Source organism: Streptomyces sp. (assembly GCF_035563135.1).
Taxonomy (GTDB): Bacteria; Actinomycetota; Actinomycetes; order Streptomycetales; family Streptomycetaceae; genus Streptomyces.
Map to the genome: position 1 here is coordinate 1 of NZ_DATMVN010000681.1, position 2,994 is coordinate 2,994.

2 protein-coding genes and 1 pseudogene are annotated in these 2,994 nt (G+C 66.3%); 1 reads left to right on the forward strand and 2 read right to left on the reverse strand.

The features are described 5' to 3' along the window. Together VN520_RS30405 and VN520_RS30410 are read right to left on the reverse strand one after the other, a co-directional pair. Positions 1-555: DciA family protein (locus tag VN520_RS30405; RefSeq protein WP_325750159.1), on the reverse strand; the 555-nt coding region annotated here is incomplete at its 3' end. Then, entirely contained in the window at positions 552-1,943 is a 1,392-nt protein-coding gene (locus VN520_RS30410; protein ID WP_325750160.1) for a transcriptional regulator, read from the reverse strand. The genes VN520_RS30410 and VN520_RS30405, both read right to left, overlap by 4 nt. Before the next feature lie 830 nt (positions 1,944-2,773). Between VN520_RS30410 and VN520_RS30415 the strand changes: the two are divergent. Continuing rightward, positions 2,774-2,994 (forward strand): annotated as a pseudogene (locus VN520_RS30415) (hypothetical protein); the annotation flags it as partial.

Here is a 2,994-nt window from a genome sequence, read left to right on the forward strand (position 1 = left end):
GCGCCGACAGATGGCCTCGAGGTAACCCGCTGGCGGCTCCCGGCGAGGTTCGTCTCGAAGCGGCTGCGCGCGCTCGACCAGGGCAACATCGGAGGCCGGGTGAGCCGAGGACTGGCTGATTGCTCCGGGACGCAGAATGCGGATGCTCTTCACGGTGTCGGCCTGCACGACCTCGTTGATCTTGCTGATGAGGCGGTTCGCTTCGAATTTGAGATGGGTGGCGTAGGCCGGGGAATCGGGCTGGAGATCGAGTCGTCTGGTTTCGCCGTCGAAACTCACGGCCGTCACATGCCGTGCGAGGTCGCCCGCGATAGTGGGCCACTGCTCGAGTACCGAGCCGCCTGCCGCGGGGGTTGCCCACGCACGGTCAGCGATCAAGCCCACGATGGCCTGGCCAAGGCCGACAGGATCACGGCCGTCCCTCGAGGCTGCCTGTGCACGGCGCCTCGGCTTCCGTGCGCTTGGCTCATTGCCCCGGTGACGGGCGGCCTCCTGGGCGGCCCGCAGGGCAACCCGAGCAAGGTCGACGCCAGAAAGCTCGGCGCTGCTGGTCATTGAGCACCTCCGTGAAGAACAAGACGGCCGGTTCCGCGAAGGCGGAGAACGTCATCCACGAATCGGCTTGTAAAGACACGGCGTGTCGTGGGCTCCCCCGCGAAGTCGAGCCAGCGAAGGACAAGGCCGTGGTCCTTCGTGGCCGCGCCCCTCAGCTCCAGCACCTCCTCCTTCGAGAGGGAGTCGACGTCCATCTGGTGACCTTCGCCAACCTCAGCCACAGCGGGCGCCGCCAGACCACTCCGAACCCGATCGACGGCGGCACTGACCTGGCGGGAAAGAGCACGGCTGGACGGGGACCGCCACGAGCCTTCCCACTCCGCATGCCGCTCTCGAGCAGCCTGGCGAGAGTCACGCCACTGCTCCACGGCGACCCGCCGCTTCGCTTCCGTGTCCAGCGCTACCAGGGCCGTGCAGAGAAGGGTCGCCAGCAGCCCCGAGGGCCGCCGGACGTGATCGGCTGCGCCACGGATGTGGATCCATGCCTGGACTTCGTCGCACGACCACCCGGCGTCGGAGACATCACGAAGCACCCACGCGATCCTCGGCACTGAGGCGCGCTGGAGCCAGGGCACCCGACGTACCAGCTCCGCCGCCAGCCGGTATCTGCGGCCGATTTGGTTCAGCCCGAGTCGAGCACCCTTTTTCCCGACCGGTGCCTTCTCTTGCTTCCCGTCAACGAGCTTGCTCTCAGGGGGGATGGAAGTAGTACCCGCAGATGAAAGCGCTGAGGTACTACCCCGCATTGGGGTGCAACGACCGCGCCGCGAACTGGGTGCTGCCGACGCTGACTTGGACCTCCTCCGACGCCGCACCTTCCGGGCAGCCGCAGCAGCCAGCCGCGCCATCAGGGGCCGGCCCCGCTCCGCGATGCCCACGGGGCGCCGCTCCGGCCCGACACCCAGCGTCCGAATCCCCAACGCGGTGTCGAACACGGGTGGGATGACGCGCGCGAACAGCGAGGCGCGCTTCCCCTCACCGGCCAGCCGTCCGCCCTTGGACACGTAGACCAGCAGCCCGGCCTCACGCAGCATGGAAAGCTGGTACTCGATCGAGCGCTCAGACAGGTCCAACCGCCGTGCCAGGTAGGGAACACCCGGACGGCAAGGAGTGAGCTCGGCGAGTACCTGCGCAACGCGAACCGTCGTCGCACCGAATTGCCGGGGCCCGTGCGATCGCCGAGGGACGTACACGTCCGCCCCGGCGACCCAGTGGACAGCCTGGAGCCAGCTGTACCCGTCGGTCATGACCCTGCAGCTCGTGGCCGAGAGCCACTGCTCAGCGTCGGAGACGTAGAAGCCCGGCCTGAGGGTGGTGCTGGCCGAGGGATTCTGATCGCCGCGGTCGCCCAGGAGCACGGGTGAGTTCCTGGCGGTGCGAATACTCATCCCGCCACCACCGCAGCTGGAGCTGACAGGAATGTCAGGACGAACCACGGCGAACTAAGGTTTTCAGACTTAATTGGGGGCTTTGAGCTGTATCGGGCTAACGCTGCTTCTGCCACAGAACATGAACTACGCGGGGATACGCGCCGTGGACTGTATCCCGCCATGCCTACATGGCATGCATGGCGGAGCTGACAGATGGCAGCACGATGCTGCACCATGTACTTGGGCCTCGACTTCCAGGTTGAGGTCACAAGGAAGCCCGAGAGGGCTTCCAAGATCCTTGGGGGATCTACTCGCTCTCCTCACCGGCGTGCTAGCCGACGGAGGGCCTTCGCTCGGGTTCCAGCCGAGCGGTGACGTGAGTGTCAGAGACGGTGCGCCAACACCGTTCCTGACCAGGGGCGGCTTAGAAGTCCGGCGAAGCCGGCGCCGCCTTTTGCGCTATCGCATTCCACCCTCCTCTCCCTCGGGAGAGGTCTGTGCGCATTCCAGGCTGTCGACAGTGGCTGCCGCCATGCATGTGGGCATGCCAGAAGCCAGCAGGGGAGGCTGAGAAGCCACTGCTGGCTGTCCGAGGGCACGGGTACCCTGGATCATGTCGACGCCTTCCGCGTGAAGGTCGTGGGCCGCGCCCCGGAGTCCTACCTCGCGGGGCACAGTCTTGCTCTGGAGATCTTCTCCGGCGCCACCTTACCGCCGCAAGTGCGCCTCGCGGAGACGGAATAGCTATCGTGTCCGCCGCCAGTACAGGTGAGTTGACGGTGTGTCGGGACTTCCAGATCCGCATCGCTGTCCGACAGGGGGAGCCGGAGCAAGGGATGATGAGCACCATGAACACCGCGGATACAGCTGCTGGCCTGGAGAGCTACGCGACACCGCAGCAACGGCTTCGTTTCGTTCGTGCCATGAGCCAGTTCGCGGACCAGCGTGTGCCAGGGGCACCTGTCTCCGTGTACATCAGCGTCCCGCCTGAACTTGCCGAAGCCCAGCGGTGGGAACAGTGGCGAGCCCGCATCGAAGACGGTCTTCCTGACGGGGTACGTGTCTCCAC